Origin of the sequence: Paenibacillus sp. FSL H8-0317, from assembly GCF_045040685.1 — a bacterium.
Lineage (GTDB): Bacteria > Bacillota > Bacilli > Paenibacillales > Paenibacillaceae > Paenibacillus.
This window is the reverse complement of record NZ_CP150294.1, coordinates 3,302,047-3,328,419: the sequence shown is the minus strand read 5'-3', so window position 1 is coordinate 3,328,419 and position 26,373 is coordinate 3,302,047. Positions and strand designations below refer to the sequence as shown.

General features: G+C 44.3%; 25 protein-coding genes and 1 pseudogene. 3 read left to right on the top strand and 23 right to left on the bottom strand.

Annotated features, from left to right (window positions below; genetic code table 11):
- Window positions 1-40: 40 nt before the first annotated feature.
- The 5 genes from MHB43_RS14915 to MHB43_RS14895 form a co-directional block, all read right to left on the bottom strand.
- The gene (locus tag MHB43_RS14915) at window positions 41-1,348 is read right to left on the bottom strand and encodes an aminotransferase class III-fold pyridoxal phosphate-dependent enzyme (RefSeq protein ID WP_405132227.1); all 1,308 of its coding nucleotides are present in this window, start codon (window positions 1,346-1,348) and stop codon (window positions 41-43) included.
- A 37-nt stretch (window positions 1,349-1,385) separates the two neighbouring features.
- Complete coding sequence (locus tag MHB43_RS14910) at window positions 1,386-2,540, bottom strand: glycosyltransferase family 2 protein (RefSeq protein ID WP_017688647.1); 1,155 nt, start codon at window positions 2,538-2,540, stop codon at window positions 1,386-1,388.
- A gap of 353 nt (window positions 2,541-2,893) precedes the next feature.
- A complete protein-coding gene (locus MHB43_RS14905; RefSeq protein WP_405132226.1) occupies window positions 2,894-3,460 on the bottom strand; it encodes a TetR/AcrR family transcriptional regulator in 567 nt (188 codons plus the stop codon).
- 151 nt (window positions 3,461-3,611) lie between these two features.
- Window positions 3,612-5,090 carry a ribosomal protection-like ABC-F family protein gene (abc-f, locus tag MHB43_RS14900; RefSeq protein WP_405132225.1) on the bottom strand — a complete coding sequence of 493 codons (1,479 nt, stop codon included), beginning with the start codon at window positions 5,088-5,090 and terminating at the stop codon, window positions 3,612-3,614.
- A gap of 384 nt (window positions 5,091-5,474) precedes the next feature.
- On the bottom strand, window positions 5,475-6,314 hold the full coding sequence (locus MHB43_RS14895) for a MerR family transcriptional regulator (RefSeq protein WP_405132224.1): 840 nt from the start codon (window positions 6,312-6,314) through the stop codon (window positions 5,475-5,477).
- Between the two features lie 139 nt (window positions 6,315-6,453).
- Here MHB43_RS14895 and MHB43_RS14890 point away from each other — a divergent pair, with 139 nt between their 5' ends.
- On the top strand, window positions 6,454-7,959 hold the full coding sequence (locus MHB43_RS14890) for an MFS transporter (protein ID WP_405132223.1): 1,506 nt from the start codon (window positions 6,454-6,456) through the stop codon (window positions 7,957-7,959).
- Window positions 7,960-8,116: 157 nt separating this feature from the next.
- Here MHB43_RS14890 and MHB43_RS14885 read toward each other — a convergent pair whose 3' ends face one another.
- The 16 genes from MHB43_RS14885 to MHB43_RS14810 all read right to left on the bottom strand — a co-directional run bounded on the left by MHB43_RS14885 (window position 8,117) and on the right by MHB43_RS14810 (window position 23,597).
- Window positions 8,117-8,500, bottom strand: coding sequence for a hypothetical protein (locus tag MHB43_RS14885; RefSeq protein ID WP_405132222.1), 384 nt, complete (start codon window positions 8,498-8,500; stop codon window positions 8,117-8,119).
- Between the two features lie 138 nt (window positions 8,501-8,638).
- Entirely contained in the window at window positions 8,639-9,244 is a 606-nt protein-coding gene (locus tag MHB43_RS14880) for a pentapeptide repeat-containing protein (protein WP_076211853.1), read from the bottom strand.
- A gap of 252 nt (window positions 9,245-9,496) precedes the next feature.
- A complete protein-coding gene (locus MHB43_RS14875; RefSeq protein ID WP_076211851.1) occupies window positions 9,497-10,105 on the bottom strand; it encodes an N-acetyltransferase in 609 nt (202 codons plus the stop codon).
- A gap of 32 nt (window positions 10,106-10,137) precedes the next feature.
- Window positions 10,138-10,500, bottom strand: a complete 363-nt coding sequence (locus MHB43_RS14870; protein WP_076211848.1) for an Asp23/Gls24 family envelope stress response protein — start codon at window positions 10,498-10,500, stop codon at window positions 10,138-10,140.
- A gap of 164 nt (window positions 10,501-10,664) precedes the next feature.
- Window positions 10,665-11,138 (bottom strand): hypothetical protein, encoded by a 474-nt coding sequence (locus MHB43_RS14865; protein WP_405132221.1) that lies wholly within the window; start codon window positions 11,136-11,138, stop codon window positions 10,665-10,667.
- Complete coding sequence (locus MHB43_RS14860) at window positions 11,135-13,153, bottom strand: prolyl oligopeptidase family serine peptidase (protein ID WP_405132220.1); 2,019 nt, start codon at window positions 13,151-13,153, stop codon at window positions 11,135-11,137. Before MHB43_RS14860 ends, MHB43_RS14865 begins: the two co-directional genes overlap by 4 nt.
- Window positions 13,154-13,174: 21 nt before the next feature.
- Window positions 13,175-14,104, bottom strand: coding sequence for an ABC transporter permease (locus MHB43_RS14855; protein ID WP_221819477.1), 930 nt, complete (start codon window positions 14,102-14,104; stop codon window positions 13,175-13,177).
- A gap of 16 nt (window positions 14,105-14,120) precedes the next feature.
- Window positions 14,121-15,038 carry an ABC transporter permease gene (locus tag MHB43_RS14850; protein ID WP_017688654.1) on the bottom strand — a complete coding sequence of 306 codons (918 nt, stop codon included), beginning with the start codon at window positions 15,036-15,038 and terminating at the stop codon, window positions 14,121-14,123.
- 101 nt (window positions 15,039-15,139) lie between these two features.
- On the bottom strand, window positions 15,140-16,705 hold the full coding sequence (locus MHB43_RS14845) for an ABC transporter substrate-binding protein (protein ID WP_076211842.1): 1,566 nt from the start codon (window positions 16,703-16,705) through the stop codon (window positions 15,140-15,142).
- The gene (locus tag MHB43_RS14840) at window positions 16,702-17,913 is read right to left on the bottom strand and encodes a M20 family metallopeptidase (RefSeq protein ID WP_405132219.1); all 1,212 of its coding nucleotides are present in this window, start codon (window positions 17,911-17,913) and stop codon (window positions 16,702-16,704) included. Before MHB43_RS14840 ends, MHB43_RS14845 begins: the two co-directional genes overlap by 4 nt.
- On the bottom strand, window positions 17,910-18,662 hold the full coding sequence (locus MHB43_RS14835) for a FadR/GntR family transcriptional regulator (RefSeq protein WP_405132218.1): 753 nt from the start codon (window positions 18,660-18,662) through the stop codon (window positions 17,910-17,912). The genes MHB43_RS14840 and MHB43_RS14835 overlap by 4 nt, the downstream gene beginning before the upstream one ends.
- Window positions 18,663-18,876: 214 nt before the next feature.
- Window positions 18,877-19,590 (bottom strand): glycosyltransferase, encoded by a 714-nt coding sequence (locus MHB43_RS14830; protein WP_405132217.1) that lies wholly within the window; start codon window positions 19,588-19,590, stop codon window positions 18,877-18,879.
- A 152-nt stretch (window positions 19,591-19,742) separates the two neighbouring features.
- A complete protein-coding gene (locus tag MHB43_RS14825; protein WP_405132216.1) occupies window positions 19,743-20,840 on the bottom strand; it encodes a Gfo/Idh/MocA family protein in 1,098 nt (365 codons plus the stop codon).
- Window positions 20,841-20,852: 12 nt separating this feature from the next.
- On the bottom strand, window positions 20,853-21,776 hold the full coding sequence (locus MHB43_RS14820; RefSeq protein ID WP_245838080.1) for a helix-turn-helix domain-containing protein: 924 nt from the start codon (window positions 21,774-21,776) through the stop codon (window positions 20,853-20,855).
- Window positions 21,777-21,800: 24 nt separating this feature from the next.
- Window positions 21,801-22,805 (bottom strand): Gfo/Idh/MocA family protein, encoded by a 1,005-nt coding sequence (locus MHB43_RS14815; RefSeq protein ID WP_221819483.1) that lies wholly within the window; start codon window positions 22,803-22,805, stop codon window positions 21,801-21,803.
- 267 nt (window positions 22,806-23,072) lie between these two features.
- Window positions 23,073-23,597, bottom strand: coding sequence for a DUF5412 family protein (locus MHB43_RS14810; RefSeq protein WP_405132432.1), 525 nt, complete (start codon window positions 23,595-23,597; stop codon window positions 23,073-23,075).
- 327 nt (window positions 23,598-23,924) lie between these two features.
- Here MHB43_RS14810 and MHB43_RS14805 point away from each other — a divergent pair, with 327 nt between their 5' ends.
- Window positions 23,925-24,509 carry a hypothetical protein gene (locus MHB43_RS14805; RefSeq protein WP_405132215.1) on the top strand — a complete coding sequence of 195 codons (585 nt, stop codon included), beginning with the start codon at window positions 23,925-23,927 and terminating at the stop codon, window positions 24,507-24,509.
- An 18-nt stretch (window positions 24,510-24,527) separates the two neighbouring features.
- Window positions 24,528-25,121, top strand: coding sequence for a hypothetical protein (locus tag MHB43_RS14800; RefSeq protein ID WP_340982628.1), 594 nt, complete (start codon window positions 24,528-24,530; stop codon window positions 25,119-25,121).
- 121 nt (window positions 25,122-25,242) lie between these two features.
- Here MHB43_RS14800 and MHB43_RS14795 read toward each other — a convergent pair.
- Window positions 25,243-25,391, bottom strand: a pseudogene (locus tag MHB43_RS14795) (IS256 family transposase); the annotation flags it as partial.
- A 247-nt stretch (window positions 25,392-25,638) separates the two neighbouring features.
- Window positions 25,639-26,286, bottom strand: coding sequence for a restriction endonuclease (locus MHB43_RS14790; RefSeq protein WP_405132214.1), 648 nt, complete (start codon window positions 26,284-26,286; stop codon window positions 25,639-25,641).
- Window positions 26,287-26,373: the final 87 nt, after the last annotated feature.

Genomic DNA, 26,373 nt, shown 5'->3' with positions numbered 1-26,373 from the left:
AATAATTCCTCCTAGTCGATTATCGATTATGATCTATGGATTAAGCTTCAAACGTTTTCGAAAGTTGCATCGCATGAAGATGTTCCTGCTTCTGAATCTCTTTCCAGTCTGACAGGATCTGCAACAGCGCTTCCTCGACCCACAGCAATTCTTCCCGTGTATGGGCATCGGAGAAAATAAAGTAACCTTTGGTGAAAATGCCGAAGTGAGCCATTCTCTTCACCATGAACTCGCGGAAAGGGTCTGTCTGGAAGTTATCTTCAGCCAAGGATTGAATGCAGAAGCTTGCATACGTCCCCTTCACTTCCAATTGATCCGTCAATCCGAGCAACACAAGTTCAGATGCCAGACGATCCATGATCCGGGTTGCCGGATCTCGCCAAGTCGGCCATACTTTCGCATTCTTCATTAATCGTTCACAGGCGATGGCTGCCGCGAGCGCTGTCGTTTCGCTGGAATGGGCATTACTGAATCTGACCTGTCCTGACAAAGACATCAAGTGCTCCGGACCCATAACCGCTGCGAGTGGTAAACCGTTTGCCATACCCTTAGAGATACAGAGCAGATCAGGCCAGATGTCATATTCTCCTGCTGTAGCCTGCTTGCCCATTCGAATACCGGACGTTACCTCATCGAATATGATAATGATGTCCAGAGACCGACATAGGTTTACGGCTTGCTCCAGCGCGTCCTTTTTCCACTCGTTGGGGCATAGAACAATACATGCGATATCCTCGGGAGACGCGGTAATCTGAGCCTCAATTCGCTCCGCAGTAGGTTTGTTCACCCAGATCGTTGAACGCTCGATATCCACCGGGATGCCACGTTCTTTCGTCTGGCCACCATAATAGCCGTAGGCAGACCAGTCGTGCCACCCATGATACGCTGTTGCAATAACCTTGCTTTTGCCACTAGCGGCACGGGCCAGACGCACGGCCCCACTCACTGCATCAGCACCACTCTTGGTGAAGCGCAGCGATGGATAACGACCCTCGAACCGGTCCAGAATCAACTCGGCACATTCAAGCTCGATGTCGGCAGGTAAAGAAAAGCTTGTCCCTTTTTTCAACTGGTGAATGACGGTTAATTGGACTTCATGTCTGGCATGGCCCCATGACGCCGTACCCATGGCCATTTCACAATCCAGCCATTCATTCCCGTCGATATCTGTAAATCGGGAATTATAAGCCTCTGCACAACATACGGGTGTATGGCCCGGAAATAAACGTTCAGGTGCTTTGGCTAAAGTGCTGCATCCGCTCGGAATTACCTTTTCGACTTGTTCCAACCACTCCAGATTACGGGTAAATCGTACGGCACGATCAAGCGTGCTCTCTTTTTCTTTCACCTTAAGTACCTCCCTGTTTATTTTCGTTGTGAGTGAATTACCGAACTTTGGTTCCAGGCCAGCATCCATCGTAGATGCGATCCATCGTGATCACATTGCCATACAGGTCAATGATCAGATCCTTGGCTCGATGAGCATGTCTCATCTCAATCCAGTAGCGGTTCTCCAGCAAACGGGCGAAATTGTCCACCAAAAACAGTAACCGGTTCTCACTATGAATCAGTTCCTTGCCCAGTACCTGTGGCAGCCAGATGGCCCCATTGGAATTAAAGCGGTTTGAATAGTCCCGTACTTCGGCTACATTGGCAAATTCGGCTTCCTCCAGCTTGGTCCAGAATGTATCGGCATCACTTCGAACCTCGGCAAGGTCAATCCCGACAATCGGCAGATGCTGGTATTCCTCTTGGCTTTCCAGCTGTGCTTTCAGATGACTGAAAACGAAGGGCCACACATCAGCCTCGATTTGACCGCCCCACTTTTTCCAGAAGCGTGCGAGATTGTTCTTACGGTTGAAGTTGCGGTGAATGCCGCTGCTGCGTTCCCAGTGATACGCTTGAATATTTGGGTTGATGACCGTATCGTATCCGGCAGCTCGTGCCCGCATCTGATAATCAAAGTCCTCGTACCCGTTAAAGAACTTCTCATCGAGGTTGCCGATGGTCTCATACACCTCCCGCTTCATGCCAAACATGGCGAACACCACCAGTTGAACAGAGAAGGTTTCTTTTGGGATATCATCAGGAGATGCGTTCAGGAACAGGTGTCGGCCGATGGTGTCCGCAAAAGCAATGCCGCAATGCTGCACGCCTCCTGTTTGCGGATACAACAGAACCCCTCCAATCATGCCAATCGTAATATCGCTATCCAGTGTCTCTTTCATCATCGGTTGCCAGTTCGGTTGAAGAATGGTGTCAGAATCCAGGAAGAAAATGTACTCTCCCTTGGCAAGACTCAGTGCGCTATTAATCGACACGGCGCAACCGAGTGGAAAATCATGCTGAAGAATCTCGATGGTCACACCTTCTCTTACTTCTTGCTTCAGTTTATCCAGATGTTGAAAGACTGCTGAGCCGGAACCATCGTTGATGAAAATAATCTGAGTGGATGGGCTTACCGTCCGGAGCAGCGAATCTGTGAACAGGTTCAAAATGTTATAGTCCTGGTTGACTGGCACAATAATGGTGTAAAGCATGGAATCCCTCCTGATTTGGGTTGATGGAATGAGTACATAAGCTGATTCGAACTGCACAATTGCTGGTGTTTCTGTCCGGCCCCCCTTGCTTGAATATTTTGTCTTTATTTGGTAATGATTTGAATCTACTAGAAATTTATATCATTTTTTGTAAACTGGAAATCTTAAATTCTGAACGCTGTTAATATTTGAATATGTGAGAAAATCAAGTCTTTGCAGCTTGTGCACTGAGAAACGCTGTTGTGAACGCAAAAAAACACCCTCAAAGAGTCTGTGTATCTACCGATACAGTTGACTTTTTTGGGGTGTCATTCGTATTAAAATCTATTGTTTTTCATTGGATAGAGCCTGACCTAACGCTGCTTAAATCCATGATAAAACGTATCCACCACAAGTGCAGGGGCTGCTTTTCTCGCGATATGACCACTTACAACCTGCTGCCACGTCAGGAACATGATGGAATACAGCACATCGACAATCCAGGTTTTATCGAGATCGGAGCGGAAATAACCTTTCTGTTGTAACAGACCGACCGCATGCAATACAGGTTCTCTCAGTTTCAGATCTGCTCCCTCAATCTCGGGATTATAGTTAATGGTGGTGTCATGAGCCAGAAAATAAATTTTGTCGCCTAATGGAATCAGCGCCTCAATCAGCTCAGGTATGTACTTTTCACAGTGCTCCTCATCCAGTTGGATTTCTTTCATGGTCTCACTGACCACCTCGATTGCGCGTAATCCGAGATGAACCATGAGCTGTTCGCGGCTTTCCACGTATCGATGTAACGTCGCGATCCCGATTTTTGCAGATTCTGCAATTTCATTCATGGAAGCATTCGGTTTTTCAATCAGCAACTTGGTGGCCTCGTCCAAAATGGAATGCAGCCTGGTTTGTTTGATTGTTGTCATTTCCTTTTTCATTGGTATTACACCTCTTGGCGAATTAGTCTACAATTGATCTGATCATCCATCATATGATTGGATGAGATTATAAAATTATAGCATACTTCCTCACGAGTAATACTAAAAGCCGCCATTTGGCGGCTCTTAGCATGGTTATCTTTCACGTTACTTACAGTTCGATGATTCTCGTTGCGATATTTGTACAAAATTCACGATCATGCTCTACAAAAAGCAGGGTTGGCGAGTATTCCAAGAGTAAGTCTTCGATCTGCATACGTGAAATAACATCTACAAAGTTTAGTGGTTCATCCCAAATGTGCAGATGAGCTTTCTCACTAAGACTTTTGGCAATGAGCACTTTCTTTTTTTGCCCTGCGCTGAACGTTGAGATATCTTTCTCCAATTGCAGTCTGGAAAAATCCAACTTTCGAAGTATCGATTTAAACAGGCTTTCATCAATCCCCTGTGTGGCCGCATACTCAGATAAATGCCCTCCGAGATCGGACGTGTCCTGCGACACATACGAGATTTTAAGCTGATGATCCTTACGGAAAAGACCTGTATAAGGGATATCTTCACCACAGATCAGTTTAAGAATGCTTGATTTTCCAGATCCATTTTTACCGTATAGGGAAATACGATCCTCTTTTTCAACCGAGATACCGACATCCTTACACACCGTATTGGAGCCGTATGATATCGACACATGTTCCAATTCAACAAGTTCCTGCTTGTGAAACTCCAGCTGATGAATCTGTAAACGTTCTGCACTCTCGATATTTTTGAGAAGTTTGGATTTCTCTTGAATCGCAGATTGCTGCCTTTGTTCGATATTTTTGGAACGTTTCATCATTTTGGCAGCCTTGTGCCCAATATATCCTTTATCCACCTTGGAGCCGGAATTTCTCGTACCGTTTTTGGTTTTTTCAACTTCATGCGACCATCCACCGGTCCGTTTGGCTGAATCGGATAAACGCTTGATATCCTTTATTAATTTCTCATTACTCGCAAGTTCAAACTGATCTTGCCTTCTTTTATTTTCCCACCAAGCGGAGAAATTGCCTTTCTGAATCTCGATGTTACTTTTATTGATGGAAAGGATATGGTCCACGCTGTGATCCAGAAAGGATCGATCATGAGACACCAAAATAAATCCACTCTTGCTGCGGAGATAATCACCTACAATTTGTCTTGCATGAAGATCAAGATGATTGGTAGGTTCATCAATGAGCAGAAACCGATTATCCTTCAGGAACAAAGCAGCCAGCATCACCTTTGTTTGTTCTCCGTTGGATAACGTATCAAAAGGTCGATACAACACATCTTCTGACACTTTTAACAGGTTAAACTCCCGCACAACTTGCCAGTGCAGATATTCAGGATGAATCTCGCCGATGACATCAACGGTCATGGCTCCCTTATCTTCTACCTGGTAAGGAAAGTATTCAAAGCTAACATTCGCAGAGATATGTCCGCTGTATTCATATTTGCCGAGCAACAGATTAAGGAATGTCGTTTTGCCTCTGCCGTTCCTTCCGGTAAAACCCAATTTCCAATCGGAGTCCAACTGAAAACTAACATTTTCAAATATATTATCGTAACTGCCTTCATAGGCAAAAGTCAGGTTGGTAACGTTGATTAAAGACATGCATATCATCCTTTTTATGTGAAATATAAAAGTAAACTGACGGGATTTCACCATGGAACATGGCATGGATTCCCTCACTTTAATATTTAAACATAATCAGAATTTAGATTCGCTTATACAATAAAAGAAACCTGGCGATAAACCACTCAGCGCCAAGTAGATCTATGCATAGGAGGATAAAGTGTCAGATTCTGATTAGTCATATTGTGAACCATGCCACTGTTCATGTTCGTTGACAGGTCCACATAAACATCCACAACCTCTAATTCTGTCATCACTCCATACCCCCTTTGAAAACTCACAATTTATTACAGAAAACTTAACATGGAATACGACATGGGTCAAGGCAGTGCAGCCTCGATCTCATCTTCCATCCCCGTACCGTTAAACCATTGTGTTTTCTGGCTTACACACCTCTACGTAGATTTTGATGATGTACTCATCGGGATTACTTTCTGCGAAATAAGTGAGCAGGTCCAGTGCATACACATGTCCACAGACTCGCAGTCCCTCTTTTTCTATCTCCTCTTTCATGAGGGAATACGTCTCTGGCATGCTTTCGTATGAACCTCGATGATTCATGACGGCATACATCCCTTTTGGCTTAATCCATATCGTTTCCCCTGAAATGGGAGCTTTTATTTTGTTGCCAAAGTAATCCGGATAGTAATCTCCTGCCTCATAGTGCTCCTGAGTTAAGATCGTCCATACCGGAAACTCATAGTCGATCATCTGTTCATCACAATGGGTCCTGTATTCAATGAACTTACGGAAGAATTCCTTATCCCCATCCCCTTGTTCCAGTGGAACAGTAATAAAATACTCCAGCTCACATTGTTCGATATGCAGCCCTTCAGGAGAAGCATCCGTGGCTTGTTTCGTCATTTCAATGGCACCACTTAGCAGCTTTTGCATACGTTTGATTCGTTGTTGCTCCAACTCAAGTGCCTTTAATTTCTGTTCAAACAGCTCAATTAACAATGGTGTATTCTGATTTTGAATGAACGACTTAATCTCTTGGAGTGAGCTTCCTGCCTTCTTCAGCACATGTATGACATCCAGCACATACGTTTGTTGCATACCATAATAGCGGTAGCCCTTGGCATTGGTATATTCAGGTTTTAACAGCCCAATCTCGTCATAATGAAACAAGGTATGTTTGGTCACTCCGCAGATCTTGGCAAATTCACTGGTGGTAAAATGTTGTGCGTGATGTCCAGCCATCTATGGGCCCTCCATGTACATATGTAGTCTAAGTTTTATCAATATACATGCATTATAGTCTGTAAAGAAAAATTTGACTATAGGGTTACCCGATAGTTTAGTCTAAAATTGTAAGTTATTCATATCGCCGGAGGGAAACATGTCAAAATTCAAACGTTGGATGATTCTAGTTATTGTCTCAAGTGCACTATTACTCATTGTGATGGATATGACCATCCTGTACACCGCTTTACCCAGCTTGACCCATGATCTCGGTGCATCAGCTTCGGAGAAATTATGGATTCTGAACGGTTACTCCCTTGTCATGGCGGGTCTTCTTCCTGCAATGGGAACACTCGGAGACCGTCTTGGTCATAAAAAAATATTTACCCTGGGCTTGCTCGTCTTTTCTGCTGCTTCTCTTGCCGCTGCCTTTTCTCCAGTACCGGCTGTGCTAGTCATGAGCAGAATTCTTCTTGCCGTAGGTGCATCCATGATGATGCCAGCGACATTGTCGATTATCAGAGTTACGTTTACGAATGAGCGAGAACTCGCACTGGCAATCGGCATCTGGGGTTCCATTGCATCAGGCGGTGCTGGACTGGGACCGATTGTTGGTGGACTGCTTCTTCAACATTTCTGGTGGGGTTCTGTGTTTCTGATTAACCTGCCCATAGCCATTATCGCGTTTGTATTCGCCTTGAAAATGATCCCTAAACATCAAGGGGATACCTCGAAAAAGTGGGACTTCACCAGTTCTATTCAGATCATGATTGCCATGGTCGGAATTATCTATTCCATTAAGGAATTCACAAGACGCGAAGGATCTCTCACACTCGCTATCATTGCTGCTGTGATCGGTGTTCTGGCCCTGATCATCTTTATTCGCCGTCAGAATAACAGTCCCAATCCGCTGCTGGATCTATCCTTATTCAAAATCCCAAGATTCAGCACCGGCTTTATTACCGCACTGGTTGGCTTGTTTGCACAAATGGGTGTGCAATATATGGTCACTCAGCGGCTTCAACTGGTGGAAGGCATGTCACCTCTTCAGGCTGGACTATTCACCGTATCCATACCTGTTGCAGCACTCATCGCTGGACCTGTTACGGGGGCCATTATGCACCGTGTGGATGTTGTATATATCAAAAGCTTCACTCTTTTCATCGCTGCCCTTGGCATGGGGACGTATCTGATGTATTTCAATGCCGGGTTCACCGGGCAAATTCTCGGTTTGGCACTACTTGGTGCAGGTCTTGGATCAGGGATGACCGCTGCATCACATTCCATTATGAGTTATGCCCCACCACACAAAGCGGGTATGGCCGCTTCCATTGAGGAAGTAGGTTATGAGCTGGGCGGGGCATCCGGTATTGCAATCATCGGCAGTATGTCGACCCTTTTCTACACACTCGCTATGAAGATCCCTGTGGGAATTAGTGTGTCAGCCAATGCGAAAGACAGTCTGGATGAAGCACTTATCGCTGCCGAAAGCTTGCCTGCTGCGTCTGCTGAATCGCTCAAAAATGCCGCCTTTGCTGCATTTGACCAATCCTTCTTTGTTGTCATTGCAGGTGTGACCGTATTTCTGTTCATTGCTGCTCTGATCATGAGCTGGGTTGCTGTGCGGTTGAAACGAGCCCACAAGCACAGCGTTAAAACGTAATGAAATTCACTTCATGAAGAAAAGCGAGGTATATACGAAATATGTCAAAAGAAGAGGATTAACTCAATTAAATTAACGTTAAAAACCACTACCTGATTTGTTTCAGGTAATGGTTTTTGATATGCCTGATAACCGAAGCTTACCACCCTGCGGCACCTCACGGAAGGTAGGCATCCTGTACCTCAACTTTTCGTTCATTCCCCATCGCAATGTATCTTACGTTAATGACATTGCCTTTCTGAAAGTGGGGAATATGTGTGATTGGAATATAAGTCTCTACAATTGTTGGGAAGGTGCGGCCGTCAACTTGGGTTACAGTCAAATCCAATCGCACGCCAGGCCTTCCATCCATACTGGATGAAGTCTGTACAATATCATGAATTATTGCTTCTGCTGGAATTCCGTCCATCAGAATGCTCTTGCGAAGGTGATGTTGCTCTTTATTGTTACGTAGCAGTTTAAATACCATAATTGTAGTAATCGTGCCGGTTATAAGCCCAAAGACAATAATAGCAACAATAATAATTAATGTGACTGTCATGATAACCTCCTTTTAGTTGAAACTTATGTTAACTACTTCTTGTTTAGATCTCTTATTCCTGCCAATTTGTTTGAATTGGGAAAGCTTTAACGTCAAAAAAGCCGCCTCAAGGGCGGCTTGCTACTGTATATGTTCAACTTAATCTACTTTCGCACCATACGAGCGTACAAACAGAACAGCTTGTTCGCGATCCAAACGTACGCCTTTGATATCCAGCGATTTCAGATCGATTCCTTCCAGATTAGCCCCTCTAAGATCGGCCCCTTGCAGCTTGGCTCTGCTTAATATAACTCTGGTAAGATCACAGTCTCTCAAATCCGCTTTGGTGAAATCCGTGTCCGTAAAGTCAGCCTCGAAGAAACGAATTCCTCGCAGATCCTGTTTCCCCAAACGTGTATGTCTCAGATTGGTATAGGACCAATCGCCGTGACTTAGGGTGATGCCATCCATTTGCGCACCTGAAAAGTCTGAGCCTGTCATCTTGCAGGAGCTGAATTTGGAAGCAAAGAGATTCGCACCACCGAAGGTGCAGTTTTCAAAAGCCGATTCCGTATGAATCGAACCATTCATGGAAGCCCCTTTGAAGTCACACTCGATAAAACGACAGTTACTCGTTTCGATTTCTTCCATAGAAGCGTTCATAAATGTACACTGCTTGAAAACACAGCTTATGAGTTCTCCATAGCGCAGATCACGTCCCTCAAAATGTACTGCTTCATATTCCTGATCCTTATATTGATACACTGGTTACACCCCACATTGTATATTTCTCCGTCTTCTTCATTAAAAGAACTTTTTATACTATACCACACCCCTGTCAAGTACCTGCTTAATCACACACAAAAGTCAAGTTACTTTTTTTATGAGAAAAATCTGAAAACTAAAAAAAGGGACACATAAAGCGCCCCTCCAGCTCACACTTTTAACCGTTCCAATGTGGGCTTATATATGTGAAACTCTTCAGTTAGCTGCTTTTTCTATTCGTATCTGAAAACATTACACCAGTTTTTTGGACATTCTGTACAGGGATAACGAAGGTTTATTGATTTCCCCTACTCTCTGGTATCCCAAACGCTCGTAGAGTTTAATAGCTAGTATATTTTCCTTTTTAACCGTAAGTGAAGATTTGGACAGACCTTGTGTTATAGCTTGCTCCTCAGCAAATTGAATGAGTCGTGTCCCTACACCAAGTCCTCTGCTTTCAGGCAAGGTAGCTAATGTTCCGATGTGGTACTCGTCGTTCTCCGCTTCTTTTAATGTCACCATGGAGTAGAACTCTTTCCAGTGTTGGAGATTATACTTGATCAGGCTCCATTTCCGAAGTTCAAACAGCTTGGAGAACGTTGGTAAAGCAAGTTTGTTCATGATAGTGGTCGGATAACATACGATCATGCCCAGCGTTTGGTTACCCATTTTAGCTTCATAAGCATATTGGTGACTGAATCGGTTCTGATTCGAACGCCATAACTTGTTAAATGTTTTCTCTATAATGCCTTTATCCTTGGTACCTGCAAGCGAATAGGCCATATATTCAAGTGCCATCTGATTTAGCTGCCCGCCGACTAATGATTGTGGACTGGCTTTTGTTATGGAAATCTTATTCATCGCTGTCACTCCTCTAGGTAGCTGAAATTGAATTAAAGCTGGGCAGCAGGTTGGTTGAATGATAACCCCTCAACGATCACATTCACCGTATCAATGGTTAATCCGGTCAGCTGTTCCACATGCAATCTCACATTGTTTTGCAATTCCCTGCAGACTTCATGCACTTTCGTTCCATAACACACGACAACCTTTACGTTTATCTCCAGTCTTGATTCTACCTTGCGGATAGCTATGCCATTTTGCAGACTTTTCCCGCTCCACTTTTTGGTGATGCCTTCTACAAGTCCTGTCGACATGGAGGAAATCTCACTGGTAGTATTTGCAATCTTGCCGACAATTTTGGAGATCACATCATCCGATATTTGAATTTTTCCCAAAACATTTTGAATGGACATCCTAGGTCCCCCTCTTTGCGCCCGTATTTTTGATAGATAATATTATCATTTAATACAAATATAAATCATACGAAGTTCGATTTCAACTTTTGAATTCAGTCATCCACATTTCTACCTGTACATAGCAAAAAAACCGCGATCATCGCGGCTTCTTCTGGTCCATATTAAGGGAATTTTAATTGAATACGGACAGGAATGCAGGAAGATAACTCCCTATCTGTTCTGCCCTCTTCTGCTTGCTCTGTTTCTGCTTGCACGAGCCATTGTCTGCCAATTAACGATTGTAGCAATTCAATCTCTTCTGCGGTCAGTTGAATATGCTTCAGTGACAGTTCATCTTGTACGTAATCCCGATCCACCTTACGGTCAAACCGGAAATCGAGCAATCGTTTCAACCCGTTAATATGCAAAAACTTGAACTCATAACCTTGACGTATCGCCTTTTCCCAATCGTCTCCGATATCAGCTGCTGTCTGTAGTCTTTCATCAAAATCCATCGTGGATTCCTTAACCAGAGGCAACAACCGGGAATAGTCTCGACGTTGCAAACATTCAATAATCACTTCTTTTGATTCCCCGCTTGTCAGAACATTTTCTACAAGGAGGCCTACAGGAATGGACAGCTGAGTCTGACTCATTGCTCGCCCTCCTCATTCCCGAGGTACTGATTGAACCAGGCATTCACCTGTTCGAAGCTATCAATCCGAAGTGAAGGTTTACCGCTTTTCAGCAAACTGTGGTTGGAACCTGGATAACGAATCAGTTTGGTCTTTTTGCCATATCGTTTTAGCGTAGTATATAATTCCTCCGCTTGCGCAATCGGTGTCCGATAGTCCTGCTCTCCGTGCATGATCAGAAGTGGCGTCTCAATGTGATGTGCATGAGCTAGTGGTGAACGGGACCACAGGAATTCAGCGTTTTCCGCCGGATTACCACCAATGACTCCCTCGACATAGGAAATTCCAATATCGCTCGTTCCATACATGGACAACCAGTTGGAGATGCAACGCTGGGTTACAGCCGCCTTGAAACGGTGGGTATGCGCTACAATCCAGTTGGTCATCACTCCGCCATAACTGCCACCCGCTACACCCAGACGTGATGCATCAAGGAAATCGTATGTAGCCAGGGCATAATCAACAGCTTCCATCAGATCCCGGTAATCCCCTCCGGCAAAGTCACCACGGCAAGCTCTGGCAAACTCCTGACCGTATCCCATACTTCCGCGAGGATTGATCCACAGCACAGCGTACCCTTGCGCAACGAGTGTCTGCATTTCATGACTGTATGTACCCGTATACATCGCGTGCGGTCCACCATGAATCTGCAAAATCAATGGCAATTTCCCATTGGAGTCACGTATTGCCGGTGTGGCTAACCAACCTTGAAGCGGCCATCCATCAGAGGACTTAAACTCTACACGGATTGGCACATTTACAGCCAATTCAGCCATGAATTCATCATTTCGCCGGGTGAGTCTGAACATTTCACCACTGTCGATATCCACGCGATATAACTCTCCAGGGTGTTCAGCAGTCAACGCAGCGATTACCAGCGATGAACCATCTGGTGTTAAGGTATACTGATACACATCCTTCTCACCATCGCCCGTAACGGATTTACACTCTCCATTATCTTGAATATGATACACATCCACATTCCCGTTCTGTGTCCCAAGTACAAATACACCAACTTCCGAATGCTTATTATCCGTGAGCGGAGAAGGAGACGCACCTGCTGACTTCATATCACCAAGTGCCGCGTTACCAATCTGCATATCTACTTGGGGTGCGATTGGCCTGGGTATACCTCGATGAACGGGGACAGCGTATAAGCTGTTGTGGCTCCCACTTCCATACTCACGATCACTGGCGATCAGGATCAGCTGCTGCCCGTCGGGCGAATAGGAGAACTGGCTTATCGCCAGACTGGAATCCGTCACTTTGAAGAGATCACGCTCTCCCAATCGAACGCTGTATATATCCGTAAAGTACAGTAGATCTGCATCAAGTTCCTCATCCTCTACTTGCTTCGAAATGAAAGAAAGCTGCTTGCTATCTGGCGACCATGCTGGAGCACTGATATTCCATAGCCCGGAAGTCACCTGCGTGATCTCCCCGCTTTTACTCTCATATACAAACAACTGGCTGTATAGACCATCCCACCAGCCAGCACCTTCCGCCTTCGGCGTTGTACGCTCAAAGACTTTACCTCGCAGTGCAGGTGCAGGCTCCTGTTGGACGTCAGCTTTCTTCTGTTGGTCCTCCGGTTGTACTTTGCTGGTAAACGCAATGTACTGCCCGTTCGGAGACCAGATATAACTCAATATTTTACGTGCGGGAGATATCAGCATGACTGGCTCTTTTTGATCTGAATGGAGCGTCCATAGTCCTTTGCCACCATCCACTGAGCGAATGAATGTGAGTTGTGTGCCATCCGGCGACCAAGCAGGTGAGGAATCCTTTGTTCCATCCGAAAGTGCAATATCTTTATCACCATCGAGCGAAATTCCTCGAATTTGTGTGTTATATTCGTTTTTATCCTGATCTATGGTCTGTTCCACATAAGCTACTTGTCCGTTAGGACTGATCACCGGCTGACTGATCCAACGGTAGTGACTCAGATCCTCCGGCATAATGGGTCTTTGATTCATATTGATAGCTCCCTTCTCCGTTTATTTATGGGTTGTCTCCGTACGTGGATCAAGCACATCACGCAGCCAATCTCCAAGGAAAATAACACCGAGTACGGTAAATGTAATGGCTAGCCCCGGGAATGTAGCAACCCACCAGCTTGTAGCAACATATTGTCTGCCATCACTGAGCATCCCTCCCCAGGACACATCGGGTGGTTTGATACCCAGACCCAGGAAACTGAGTGAAGCTTCCATAATAATCGTTGTGCCGACATTCATACCGCAGATGACGATAAAGGATGACAGGATATTCGGCAGAATGTGTTTCAGAATCAATCTTCCATTTTTCGCGCCAATCGATCTGGCCGCATGAACAAAATCACGCTCCTTGATACTGAGAACCTCACTTCTTACCACACGGGTGAATGGAACCCAGTTCGTTACACCGATGACAAAGATCAGCGTTGTAATACCCGGACCAACAATCGCCATCACAACAAGCATGAACAGAATGGTTGGAATGGCCATGAATGCATCACCTACACGCATGATGACAGCATCCAGCCATTTCCCGTAGAATCCGGATACCAGCCCCAGAATCGCGCCAATGATTCCTGATACAATCACGGCACCCATCCCCACGATTAAGGAAACTCGAGCACCATATACAATTCGACTCCACATGTCTCTGCCGAGATTATCGGTACCCAGCCAGTATTCGGCCGTTCCGCCCTCAAGCCATGCTGGTGGTTTAAGTCGGTTGAGCGGATTAACTGCCGATGGATCATGACTCGTCAATAGAGGTGCACCTATGGCAATTAACACAACCAACAATACAAGCACAGCACCAAACATTCCGGTCTTGCTGATGATCAGTTGTTGCCAGATATAACGAAATCCCGTTGGTGCACGCCCATTGTCTTGTTCCTGTTCTGTACCCGGAATTGGCATTTCATTGCTGCCTGTCATATGATTGCACCTCCTTCTAGTCGTATTTGATGCGCGGATCAAGTAGCCTGTAAGCTACATCCGTCAAGATGTTGATTACCACAACGATAAAGGCAATGACAAACACCGCTGCCTGTACAATCGCCATATCATGGGTGTTGACTGCAACGACCAGCAATTGCCCCAGTCCAGGCCAGGAGAATACCGTTTCCGTAATCAAGGTTCCCCCGATCAGACTTGTAAACTGCAAACTCATAATCGTTACAACCGGAATCAATCCGTTCCGAAACGCATGTTTCACAATGACAACCATCCGGCCAAGCCCCTTGCTGCGGGCTGTTCGAATATAGTCCTGGTTGAGAATCTCCAGCATGCTGGAGCGAATCAGTCGGGTCATCTGCGCAGCCAGTCCAACGCCAAGTGTAAATGCCGGCAAGATCAGATGTGACAATCCTCCGCGACCGGATACCGGCAATACACCCAGCATGACGGAGAACAAGAGGATAAGCATAATCCCCATCCAGAAGTTTGGCATCGCCTTACCAATAACGGATATTCCTGAAATAATGAGATCGGTAAACGTATTGCGTTTGACAGCTGAAATGACTCCAAGTGGCACAGCCATAAGTACGGCAAAAAACATGGCGGCTACCGCCAGTTCAAAGCTGGCAGGCAATCTCTCCAACACAAGCTCTAATGCAGGCTGATTGTAGCGAAAAGACTGACCAAAGTCTCCCTGTATCGCACTGCCCAGAAACTTCACGTATTGCGTATATAAAGGCTGGTCCAAACCAAGTGCCTGCGTCAAGACAGCACGATCTTCAGCGGTAGCCGTTTCAGGCAACATTAGCGCAACCGGATCACCGGTGACTCGAACCAAAATGAACACAATTAATGAAACAATGAACAGTACCGGAATGATCTGCAGTAATGACTTAAGTACGTATTTGCCCATTCCTTGTTCACCTCCCTTATTAAAAAGAACGGCAGGAACATGGTTATCCAGTCCCTGCCGTTCACGGCCTATCTTTTCAATGACCGGTGTTATACCCGATGTTACTGTGCAACAGGTGCAATCTCGTCAGCATAGAACATCTCGTCACTGCGCGGCGCGAAGTTCACTTTATCATTTGTTCCGTATACACCTTCCATTTGGTACAGATATACGGCTGGACGCTCTTCAGAGAAAATCTGTTGTACTTGCTGATACTCTTTCTCACGAGACGCAGGGTCCATGTTCACCAATGCAGATTGAAGCAGTTTCTCTACTTCAGGATTGTTGTAATCCGACTCACCTTTCGCTTCTTCCAACATATAACGATTGTAGTTATTCGAAGCATCGAACAAGGAGTTACCAATACCAATCATGAAGATTTCTTTGAATGATTTGGAGCTGTAACGTTCACTGAATGCACTTGCTTCCAGGACATCCAGGTTGATTTTGAATCCGGCTTGTTCCAGCATCGCTGCGACAACTTCAGCCTGTTCTTTGTACTGTGCGGAAACGGAGATGGTCATCTCAGCTTCACCTTCCGCATAGCCAGCTTCTTGCAGGAGTTGTTTGGCTTTTTCCTGGTCATAGAGTGACGTTTTGTACAATGAAGGATCAGCACCGAAGTTGCCTGGTGTTACGGATGTGCGGGTTACGATACCTGCTCCGCCGGCAATGCTGTCCACAATGCCTTGTTTGTCGATAGCCAGGTCAATGGCTTCACGTACTTTTGGATCAGCTGTGATACTGCCTTCTGTCTGACGGAAGATCAACTGAAGAACACGCTGGATTGGCGCTTTGACAATCTTCTTATCTGCTTCGCCTTCGATCCGTGCAATGTCAGTGGACGGAATGGAAGAAGCCACATCTACACCACCAGCAAGCAATTCGGATACACGTGTGGAGGCTTCAGGAATAACGCGGAATACCACTTCATTCCATTTTGGTTCACCGTCGAAGTAGTTCTCGTTTTTCACAAGTTCCACACGATCATCTTTGGTCCATTTACTGAACTTGTAAGGGCCTGTGCCTACCGGTTGTTTCAGGAAAGCATCGAATCCTTTATCTGCAATATATTTTGCTGGCAGAATGCCTGCTCCCATTTTGGACAAACGATTCAGGAGCAACGGATCTGGACCATCCGTGATGATGTCTACGGTATAGTCATCCACCACTTTAACTTCTACGATATTTTTGAAATAACTGTTTTGTTTCAGTGTCTCGTCCTTGGCTACGCGCTCCAGCGTGTATTTTACATCTGCTGAAGTGAATGGATCGCCATTGTGGAAGGTAACACCTTCACGCAGCTTAAATCTCCACGTTGTATCATCAACCTGATCCCATGATGTCGCAAGTCCCGCAACTTTTTTCTGTTCACTGTCATTTTTGATCAGATAATCAAAAACGTTGACCAGAACCGCCTCACTGGAAGTGTTGTTGTTATTGTGCGGATCGAAACTCTCAATATCGGTTGCCGCAGCAACGGTCAGTGTTGTACTTGCGCTTCCACTGCCCGTTCCTTCTGTTGCGGAACCATCATTTGTGCTTGTCGATTTTCCTCCGCAAGCGCTGAGTACCATTACGACTGCCAGTAACGTGATCCACAAGCCTGTCCATTGTCTTTTTTTCATTGTGATTGCTCCCCCTCAGAAGATGTATTCCGTGCCAAAAATTCAAGTGCTACTGCAGACAACATGCCAACACCATAAGGCATCGCTGTCTCATCAAGATCAAACATGGGATGGTGGAGTGGATAACGAGTACGTTCCTCATCATTCCCAGATCCTAGTCTGAAAAACACACCCGGAACCTGTTCACAATAAAAAGCGAAATCCTCGCCCCCTGTGGAGGGTTTGATATAAGTCCATCCCTTCTCCGCATTAACCTGATCACAAGTCTCTGTTAGGAGGTCAACCATGCCGAGATCATTCACGACAACAGGGTATCCATCGCCGTAAACGACTTCGCATCCAGCTCCAAAAGAATCGCAGACCCCTTTTACAACCTGCTCGATCAGAGCTGGCATCCGCTCACGAATGGCAGGTGAGAGTGTACGAACCGTACCGATCATCTCCACTTCCGGGGCGATGGCTGTTCCCATATAACCTCCGGTGATCTTGCCAATCGTGACTACAGCCGGTTCAAGTGGATCAACCATCCGACTGACGATATTTTGCAATGCGGTGATGACCTGAGCGGATACCGCGATCGCATCAATACCCTCATGCGGACGAGCTGCGTGCCCACCTTTGCCAAACACCTTGATAATCAAGGGATCAGCTGATGCAAACGCAACGCCCTGACTTACACCCAAGGTTCCCGTGTTCTGTCCAGGTGTCATGTGTAATCCTGCGATGGCATCAACCTTCGGATTCTCCAGAACACCGTCCTGGATCATGGCTCTTGCACCTGCAAGTCCCTCTTCTGCTGGCTGGAAAATAAATTTGATATTGCCTGATTTCGGTCTTCCAAGACCAGTAAGCAGTTGGGCGGCTCCCATCAGGATGGAGGTGTGAGCGTCATGTCCACACAGATGCGCTTTGCCTTCCACTTGCGAGCGATATTCCACCGCTTTCTGATCCTGGATGGGCAGAGCATCCATGTCTGCGCGCAAGGCAAAGGTTGGTCCATCGGTCTCTCCGCGAAGCAGGCCTGTAACCCCGGTTTTTCCGACATTGCGTGTAACTTCGAGTCCCAGGCTTTCCAGATGCTCGGCTACGATAGCGGATGTGCGATGTTCCTCATAGCCGATTTCAGGATACTGATGTAAATCTCTGCGCCAAGCGCTTAACTGGGCTTGCAGTGGCTGAGCCAGCTGTATTAGTTCTGAACGATTCATTCGCTGTCATTCCCTTCATTTTCATCCGATTCAGAAACCAAACGGGCATAGATCGCGTCAGCCGAGAATTCGATATGTCTTTTCATCGTCTCCCGGGACTTGATGCTGTCATGTGCTTTCAGTGCTTGAAGAATCTCCATATGTACACCGTGATTGACGGAACGTATCCGGTCATCATAAGGCATCAAGTCCAGCGCCGGATTAATTTTGGTCCGAATCTGTCTGACGGCTCTCTCGCAATACGGATTGCCAGACGCTTTGGCAATAGTCAGGTGGAATTTTACATCCAGTGCCCTGAACCATTCCCTTGTACAGTCCGGTTCTATGCTTTGTGCCATATAGCCCTCAAGCAGCTCCAGTTCGCCTGCGGTGATCCGCTCAGCAGCGAGAAAAGCTCCCTCTGGCTCGATGATGGTTCGAAATTCAAACACCTTCAGCATCTGTGACCAATCCCGTTTAATTTCTTCTCTCGTGCGCTTATGCGAATTGGCTGTCAGAGGCAGTACAAATGTTCCACCTTTGGCACCCACCCTTTTCTCAATCAAGCCTTTCTCTTCCAGTGAAGAGAGTGCCTCACGAACGGTAATGCGGCTTACGTTAAAAATCGCTGCCAGATCTCGTTCGGCTGGAAGCTGTTCTTCACTCATTAATTCTTTCAGAATAATGGCTTCTTCCAATTGTTCCCTAATGAATTCACTAACCTTTTTGGTAGATACTTTCTCAAAACGAAATGAAAACGTACTGGACATCTAAACACTCCGATCTGTATATGGTCTAGACCTTATACCATTAATATAATTCCGACTAAACTTATATGCAATACTTTTTTTCAAGTAAATTCATATTTTTTTTCTCACCACCTCCAAATTGAACCATTTTGGCACAAAAAAGACGCATCTACATGCAGCAGATGCATCTTCGCTTTCGTTATTTGACGACACACATGAGCACTACGATTACAGACTATAACTTTTTATTAGAATAGGGTCTGAAATCCTCTGTAACCGCAAGTTTTTTGCTTCCCTCCAGGTAAAAGCTGTCATCCGCTCTCCAGGTATGACTTTTTTTGTTCTGTCTGCGGTGATAGACATAATTGTAAGGAGAGGTCGCGTACGCTTTGAATCCTCTTTTCCTGCATTGTCTCAGGAAGGTCACATCTTCCCCTATTGAACGGTCCGTGAAGCGGACTTTTTTCAAGATCTCTCTTTTGAATAAAATAGTGCCCCCTTGTACAAATTCAACCGGTTTATTTTTTTCAGCAGGAGATCTGACCAGCAGTGTCTTGGATGCGCCCAAATAGACGAGACACGAATGTTTGCCCACAATATCACTTTTGGTCCGTCTAAGTTCTCTCACCTGCTCTGTTAAATAATACGGCGAATAGTAGTCATCATCATCAAATTTGGCAATCAACGAAAAACGAGCCCTCGTCATGCCGGCGTTCAGGCTTTGTCCTAGGGAAATGCTCTCAGGAACTTGATATACATGAACATTCGCATATTTTCGAACCCGGTTTTGGTATAATGCCAGATTCATACTGTCATGATTCAGGACAATGATCAGCTCTTTGCTTTGATAACGCTGCCGACTGTAATTTTGCAGGATGTTATCAAAAAATTGCGGACGATTGGTACACACAACAATGGAAACACCGTGACCCGTTTTTTGTTTAGTCAAGACATACCCTCTTTTCAGCTCATTTTTCTCTCATCATATGTGCCGAAATAGAGTCTGGTATGGACCAATAGCTAGTAACCAAAACACCAAAAACCCTCTGTCCCCAAATAACAGGACAAAGGGTTCTGTAATCTAATTGTTTTATGTCTGTTTTATGCTTCGCTACCGTTATTCAAGTACACAGCCTTGCCTGTACGAGCAGATTCATAGAGAGCTTCCAGGATCTGAGATACAACCAGCGCTTGTTTCGGTGTAACGACTGGCTCCTGGTCGTTTTCAATCGCTTCAATCCACTTTCTCATCTCAACATCCGGTGCGCTCTCACTCTTACCATCGTAGAAAGCTACTCCGCCAGCACTCAGTTCAACCTCGTTGGTATATAGACGGCTGAATTTCTCACCATTGATGCGCAGTCCGTTCTTCATATCCGCACCCGCTTCGCTGCCGCTCAAGCTACATTTCGCCTCATCCACATCCAGTGAGTTCAGTGCCCAACTGGATTCCAACATGATCGTAGCTCCATTCTCCATCACAATCATGCCAAAGGCCGAGTCCTCTACAGAGAATTGTTTCGGGTCCCACGGGCCCCAGGCATTGGCCGCATTTTCACGTTGTGAAAGCTCATGATAGGTCGTACCCAGCACAACTTTTGGTTGATAGTTATCCATCATCCAGAGCGTCAGATCAAGTGCGTGCGTACCAATGTCAATCAGCGGACCGCCACCTTGTTTCTCCTCATCCAGGAAAACACCCCATGTTGGTACTGCTCTACGTCTAATTGCATGTGCTTTGGCAAAATAAATATTACCCAGGTCACCCGCTTCGCACACCTTCTTCAGATACTGACTGTCTTCTCTGAAACGGTTGTTGTATCCGATGGTCAGTTTTTTACCGGTACGTTCTGCCGCTTCCAGCATGAGCTGTGCTTCAGCAGATGTCTTCGCCATTGGCTTTTCACACATCACGTGTTTGCCTGCCTCCAGAGCAGCAATAGAAATCTCGGCATGAGAAATATTCGGCGTAAGCACATGCACAATATCCAAAGACTCATCCTTAAGCAATTCCTGATAATCCGTGTAGACTTCAGCATCAGTAGAGCCATATTTCTGTTTGGCTTCATCTGCACGTTCCTGAACGATATCGCAGAAAGCCACCAGTTCAACATTATCCAGTTTACTCAGACTCGGCAGATGTTTGCCATTCGCGATTCCACCACAGCCAATAATTCCGATACGATATACTTTACTCATATATATTCACCCTCACTTAAGTATTGGTTGTTTCATTTTGCGAAAAGCCGACGGGGTCATCCCCAGACGTTTGCGAAATACAGCATGCAAATAGTTGGCATTATTGAAGCCTGAAGCAAGAGCAATCTGTTCAATGGATACGTTACTTTCCTCCAGATTGCGGCACACGGCGCGCAGACGAATATCCTCCAGTACACGGCTGAACGGCATCTCCGGCTGTACTTGGTAGAAGATTCGCTGCAATTGTCTGCTGCTAATATGAAGTTTCTCAGCTACATGCTCCAGCGTGACCACTGTAGGGTGATTCGCCTCCATATACTGCACTGCATACTCATAGCGATACACCGACATATCCCGCACAGGGGCTTCCGGTCGATTCCCCCCGGTGTCGTATGCTCGCACGGTTTTGAGTAATATGCTGATAACCAGTTGCTTGATCGACGTATAATAACCTAACAATTTCTGATCACATGCCTCGTAGGCTTCCAAAAAACAATGCATCGCCCGATGATAGTCATTCACCGGAGTAAGCGGAAGCGTTCTCAGCTTTTCCATCGTTTCCTCGGATTCTGCTGCTTCCCAGGGATCAACATGTTCTCTTGGCTTGTGAACGATATCCACATGAAGACATAATTCATCCATGTCCTCTTTGGCATCAGCCTCCTGATAATGAACGACACCCGGTCCAGTCAAATAAAGCATACCTTCCGAGAGTGCATGTGTCTGATCATCGAGAATAACTTTGCCTTTACCTCTTGGGATAAAATGAAACTCAAACTCCGCATGATTATGGAAATCCACAACTCGGCCCGCTGGAAAAGAAGTCAGATGAAATCGCATCACGCGAATCTCATAATGTCCCCAAACCATTAGAATATCCAGTCTCTCCAGGAGATCCTGCCGTTCAAGCATTTTCTCATAAGGATACAGGCTCAAGATTGCACACCTCCTTAATAAAACCTAACCCTTCAACTCATTCAGAGTGATTCTGCGCCCTTCTTTGGCAGAGAGATTCGCTGCTTCCATCAAACGGGTCAGCTCCATAGCGATCTGCACGTTTTCAGTTGCATCCGTATCATTCTGTATATGTGCAACCCATTGATTGAATGCGCTTTCTCTTTGGTCTGCCAAAGGAAGTTCAGTCCACTCTTGATACTGTCCCTCTGCTGCTTTCGTGCGAATCAATAACTTTTCTTCGGGTGTTCCGTACAGAAGTGTACCTTCCGTACCATGAACCTCAATCGTAAATGGAGAATGGCTGTTCACAAAACCAGCTTCAACAACGCCGACTGCTCCAGAATCCGTAAACAAGGTTGCGACTGCATTATCTTCCACTTCTTTGCCTGTAATATATCCGAAGTTCGCGTTAACCGCTGTTACTTCCTGACCCAGAAACAATTTGGCGAGATACATGGGATGGCAGCCCAGATCAATCAGCGCACCGCCCTGACAATCCTTCAGATCATAGAAGTGTTCAGGCAACCAGTTCGAAATTGCTCCATCATGCGATAAACGCGCTCTAACATAAGTCACTTTCCCAAGTAATCCTTGGTTAAGTACATCCTGAATCGTTAACGTATACCCTGCATTCAGACGTGGTAAGGAAACTGTCATCTTGACGTTGTTTGCCTTTACCTCATTAAGGATTCTGTTAGATTCCGCCTGTGTTGATGCAATAACCTTCTCCGTGAAGATGTGTTTACCTGCTTTTGCAGCAGCGGTGATCACCTCTTCATGGATGCGGGTTGGCGCATCTACAATAACGGCATCGATGTCATCCTTGGCGAGCATATCTTCGAGTGAAGCATAGAATGGTACGTTTAAACGTTCAGCCGCTTCCTGCCCCCGCTTGGCATCGTCATCCCAAACAGCTGCGATAACTGTATCCTCATGTTCCTGTGCCTGCTTGATGTAATCCCATGCGTGAACATGCCACAAGCTAATTTTCCCAATTCGAATGGTCAATGTGTCTTACCTCCATACTATATAATATTCTGACATTTATCTATAAGTTATCACAGACTTAATCTATTTTTAATAGAAACTCACGACAATAAATGTATAAAATCGCGACATGTTTAACTTCTTCTATTCATTCATATAAAACCTCAAAGGATTTTTGATGATGATCACTTTCTCTTCTATCCATCTTTTTCTCGAAACGCAAAAAAAAGCGAAACTCCGTAAAGGAATTTCACTTTAGCTATCAGTTAAGAAAAAAATCTTATAAAATTAAGGGCTACGGCGCACAGTTTCACCATTTAATAAATTAACTTTTTGATCATTAATTGAAATTGTATGGTTATCAACCCATTCCAAGTCTACCTGATCCGTCTTTCCCTCATAATAAAATACTCTTTTAAACCAAAGTGGGCCTTTTAATTCCCCCATAACGCCAAACGATCCCATGGCTCCAGCGTCAGTTTTATAGAAACTTATTGTATAATGCTTATCTGGTGAATGTGTAGTCGTAAGTAATTGTTTGTACCCAGAAAATATCGATGTAAATGACAAAGCACCCAAAAGGATGAAGATCAATGCTAAGGATAGAACCGTTGAAATCCAACTTCTTACCTTCGTAGACTTGTTCAAATTATCTTTGAAACCAAGTATGGCTATAGCTAATACTAAAATAGAAAGAATTAGAATTACATAGTTGGGAGGACTAACTAGCCATTTATTATTCATATGAGAATATAGTGAGTACATCGAAACAAAGTACAAAATCAGGACTAAAATCAAAGCAATCCAGCTCATTTTTTTCACTAAAATTGAACCCCCTCTATTTTAAATTATCAATCGTATAGTAACAGGGTTATTTAAAATGATGACTTATTTATGTGTTAATTTATGAGAAAATCAAGTAATCCCTAAAGGAGATGCTTAATTGCAGACTCCTGTTTGTCTATGTAAAAGTCTTGTTTTATAGTGCTACCAAAGTTGTCTATTGAATTCGCTATCATTTCCACTTATAGTTTAATTATTCCCTAATTTGGTATAAATGAACTAAGGAGGTGCTGGTGTTAAATCTATAAATACTTTTTTAGGGCTAAATCAATATTACATAGGAAGGTGCCTAAACTGATGAGAATTTCTAAAACGTTTAAAAAAATAGTTCTTTTAGGGTTTTTCGTTGTTCCTTTGAGTCTAGGTTTACTACAAACGGATGCTGACGCGGTTCGATATTCTGGAGGCAGATCCACCGCCATAAATGATGTATGGTACTCAGATTCAGTTTCTTCTTATGGATATGTTTCAGCATTTGATGAAGCTCGATTTAGGTGGAATGAAACATCAAGCAAAGTTAATTTAAAAAGAGTGCTCTCATCAAGTGGGACTCCTGATAAATACTATGTTGGTGTAACCAGCATACCTTACCGTTTTGGTTACTACACTCCTTATAAATTATCTAGTTCAGGTGGCTATGTTGAAGCAAATCACAGTGATACTTGGGCTTTTAGTAACGTATCAATATATTATAATAACATGGAGCGCGCCGACTTTAAAACAGACGAGGTAATCTCGAATGCAGGTCATGAGATTGGGCATTCTATTGGTCTTGATCACACTCCATCAGATGGTGCAAATTCGATTATGAGATCTGGTATTCAAAATATTGGCCCTACAACCTATGACATAACTGAAATCAGATTAAAGCGTGGCAATTAATTTTTAGGGAGGTATATTATGTTTAAATCTCGATCTCTCATAATAGGTTTATCAATTTTAAGTTTATTTATTATATCGACAGGTTTGTACTATTTTCTTCAAGAAAAAGAACAAATGCAAATTAATGAAGTAATTGATATTTCAACTAATTCACTTACTTTTGAAGATGTAGATAGGCTGGACCAGTTCTCAGATCTAATCATTGTGGGATACGCTAAAGATGACTTTGAGAACAGAGAACATATAATCAGCAGTTATGAAGACGGTGCTCTTCAAGATTTCTACACTAAGACAGATATAATTATTGATCAGATCATAAAAAAACCTGACGATTTCCCAGAAAACTCGAAGGAAATAACTATTCTAGAACCTTTAAGTTTAAGAGAAGATAAAAAATTTACGGCTGATGGCTACACCGAGCTAGAGAAAGGTGATAATAATATTATTTTCCTGGCTCAAAACACTTTTGGGGATTACGGTTTAATAAACGGAAGCATGGGAAAATTCAGCCTGGAAAGCAACAGTGACGCAATGAGAACATTCACTACTCAAGAAAAAACACTCTACCAAAAACTTTTTGACTCAATACTCGATAAATATGATTTAAATTAATCAACAAAAAAAGGCTTCCTTTCTAATTAAAAGGAGTCTTTTTTGTATGAAAGACTGGGGGTCTGTCAATAATTTTGTGTAAACTCTTTTAGTCATAGATTCCCCCGGGGGGATAGCGAATTTACCGCAAGCGTAGACCGACCCTATCTGGGAAAAGACGGAAAGTTGGAGCAGCATTTGCCCCCAGTTTTGGACACGCCCTGTCCATTTCCGAGTGACGTCAATCGTTGCCAGGTAGAGCATCTTTAGCAAGGCTTCGTCTGTCGGAAATCGTCTCTGCGAATAGGTTTTTTAAGACATTTTGTGCATCTTGTGCAGAGACCAGATTGTTCTCAAAAATAAATTCCCGCAATTGTTGTTTTGTCCAAATTCCCAAGTGTTCTCCCAACCTTTCTCTTACTTCCATTTTAATGGGTTTGAGAGTTTACACAATATATTTTACAGACTCTCTCTCCACTTAAGTTATGTATGAACAGTCAACGGAATAAATCATTTTTCTATTAAATAATATGTATGTTCACTTACTCATCACTTTTTTCACATACTTTTCTGCCTTGTAATCTTTTCGAACCTCATGTAGCGTATTGCTATTCGCTTCCGACCAGGATTCAAGGATCATCCTAGGCTCCCCTTCAATGATGTCACGTGCTCCAATCATATCGCCGTCTCTAAAAGCCTCAATCACATGAATCAAGTCAGTTCGATCAATCAACTTTACAAAGTTTATACCAGCTAATGTCTCACACGACTCTGTGAAGTGGGATGAAGTAATTACGATTGCTTTCTTAGCCTTATAATATCTCATGCAAGAAAACACCTCTTGTACAGCGCTGATGCCAACTGGATACTCTGTTGAGTATCGTTTTGCTTGAATGACATTTCTAACACCTTCCCGATCAGTGAAAACTACGTCAGCACCAAAATCGCGACTTCCTAACGTTTTATAGACCCCTGAATAGCCCAACTCAATTAACAATCTGTACAAGTACATCTCGAAGCCAGAGCCATCCTCCATCCTGTCTATATCTGCGATAGTAATGGCTTTTAAGTCGTAATTCTCCTCAAAAAGCACCGCTGATCTCTTGTGTTTACGTTTTAAACTCAGAATCCAAAGACTAAGTGTAGCAACCAGTACAACGATGAATACAAATAAAATATAGATCATTAGGTCTACCTCCATTACAACAAACTAGCACAATAATACCACATTTTTATATCTTGGAAATTAATTATTTTATTGGATAAAAAGAAC

Coding starts and splice junctions, on each gene's coding strand:
- MHB43_RS14870 (WP_076211848.1), bottom strand. CDS start 10,500: ATGTCCATTCAAAATGTTTTGGGAAAAATTCAAATATCGGATGATGTG.
- MHB43_RS14835 (WP_405132218.1), bottom strand. CDS start 18,662: ATGTCCAGTACGTTTTCATTTCGTTTTGAGAAAGTATCTACCAAAAAG.
- MHB43_RS14850 (WP_017688654.1), bottom strand. CDS start 15,038: ATGGGCAAATACGTACTTAAGTCATTACTGCAGATCATTCCGGTACTG.
- MHB43_RS14845 (WP_076211842.1), bottom strand. CDS start 16,705: ATGAAAAAAAGACAATGGACAGGCTTGTGGATCACGTTACTGGCAGTC.
- MHB43_RS14905 (WP_405132226.1), bottom strand. CDS start 3,460: ATGAAAAAGGAAATGACAACAATCAAACAAACCAGGCTGCATTCCATT.
- MHB43_RS14865 (WP_405132221.1), bottom strand. CDS start 11,138: ATGAGTCAGACTCAGCTGTCCATTCCTGTAGGCCTCCTTGTAGAAAAT.
- MHB43_RS14895 (WP_405132224.1), bottom strand. CDS start 6,314: ATGGCTGGACATCACGCACAACATTTTACCACCAGTGAATTTGCCAAG.
- MHB43_RS14810 (WP_405132432.1), bottom strand. CDS start 23,597: ATGAGCTGGATTGCTTTGATTTTAGTCCTGATTTTGTACTTTGTTTCG.
- MHB43_RS14875 (WP_076211851.1), bottom strand. CDS start 10,105: ATGAATAAGATTTCCATAACAAAAGCCAGTCCACAATCATTAGTCGGC.
- MHB43_RS14805 (WP_405132215.1), top strand. CDS start 23,925: ATGAGAATTTCTAAAACGTTTAAAAAAATAGTTCTTTTAGGGTTTTTC.
- MHB43_RS14860 (WP_405132220.1), bottom strand. CDS start 13,153: ATGAATCAAAGACCCATTATGCCGGAGGATCTGAGTCACTACCGTTGG.
- MHB43_RS14800 (WP_340982628.1), top strand. CDS start 24,528: ATGTTTAAATCTCGATCTCTCATAATAGGTTTATCAATTTTAAGTTTA.
- MHB43_RS14910 (WP_017688647.1), bottom strand. CDS start 2,540: ATGCTTTACACCATTATTGTGCCAGTCAACCAGGACTATAACATTTTG.
- MHB43_RS14790 (WP_405132214.1), bottom strand. CDS start 26,286: ATGATCTATATTTTATTTGTATTCATCGTTGTACTGGTTGCTACACTT.
- MHB43_RS14885 (WP_405132222.1), bottom strand. CDS start 8,500: ATGACAGTCACATTAATTATTATTGTTGCTATTATTGTCTTTGGGCTT.
- abc-f (WP_405132225.1), bottom strand. CDS start 5,090: ATGTCTTTAATCAACGTTACCAACCTGACTTTTGCCTATGAAGGCAGT.
- MHB43_RS14840 (WP_405132219.1), bottom strand. CDS start 17,913: ATGAATCGTTCAGAACTAATACAGCTGGCTCAGCCACTGCAAGCCCAG.
- MHB43_RS14890 (WP_405132223.1), top strand. CDS start 6,454: ATGTCAAAATTCAAACGTTGGATGATTCTAGTTATTGTCTCAAGTGCA.
- MHB43_RS14825 (WP_405132216.1), bottom strand. CDS start 20,840: ATGAGTAAAGTATATCGTATCGGAATTATTGGCTGTGGTGGAATCGCG.
- MHB43_RS14855 (WP_221819477.1), bottom strand. CDS start 14,104: ATGACAGGCAGCAATGAAATGCCAATTCCGGGTACAGAACAGGAACAA.